Raw genomic sequence first — 930 nt, 5'->3', positions numbered from 1 at the left:
CATCATAAAAAACACCGCCCTTCTGATATTTATTATATCAGAAAAGCGGTTCCAACAATAGCAAAACCCTGCAAAAGCAGGGCTTTGTCTACAGTCTGCAAGAATAGCTTTTAACGCTATTCTTTATATTTATGCCCTCTTTTCAGAGGGTATTTTTTATACGAAGGAGGAATAATAACATGAAACACCGTCAATCCCGTTTTCTGGCACTGCTTCTTACTGCAGCTATGACATTAAGTTCTCCTGCTGCTGCTTTTGCCGGTACTACAGACGATACTGGGTTCTCTGATGGACTTGAGAATTTTACAAGTACACCAGATGAAAACGAAGAATCGGAAACTATTACTTTTAGTGATAAGGAAAATACCTGCTCCCCGTCTGAAGAATTTGCTTCTGAAGAATTCCTTACAGAGGATGTTTCTTCAGATTTTGCAGATACATCAGATTTTTTTACAACCATAACTGATACAAACAGCTCTATCGGTGAAAAGACCGAATATACAGATGCCTCTTACGATACGGATAATTTCACTTTCAGCGGTGGAGCCGGGCATATCACAATCACCTGTCCTTCTATAGAGATCAAAAATGGCGTTATTTATGGAAACATTCGATTTTCCAGCAGTTCTTATACCCAGCTGGAATCTAATGGAGTCACCTATTCTCCGGTTTCTACTGAAAATGGATCCCTGTTCCAGATTCCTGTAGTTTTAAATGAAGATATGGAAATTGCCGGAACTACCATAGCAATGGGAGCACCACATACCATCACTTATTCCATTCATATTTCTCTTGATACTGCCAAATTGCAAAAATTTTCCCCGGAAGATACAGCCGCAAAGTGGATCAAAGACAACTGCGATAACATCTTTGTGGGCTGTTCCGATGCCTACAAAGAAGTCATCACCAAAGATGGCGATACCTACACCA

Annotated in this window: 1 protein-coding gene; it reads left to right on the top strand. The window is 40.0% G+C overall.

Features of this window, described 5'->3' with window-relative positions:
- Positions 1–179 precede the first annotated feature (179 nt).
- A partial coding sequence (locus tag G5B11_RS18705; protein ID WP_173729334.1) for a hypothetical protein occupies positions 180–930 on the top strand: 751 nt, incomplete at its 3' end.

This window comes from Blautia glucerasea (genome assembly GCF_013304385.1).
Classification (GTDB): Bacteria; Bacillota; Clostridia; order Lachnospirales; family Lachnospiraceae; genus Blautia_A; species Blautia_A ammoniilytica.
This window is presented reverse-complemented; position numbering and strand designations above follow the sequence as displayed.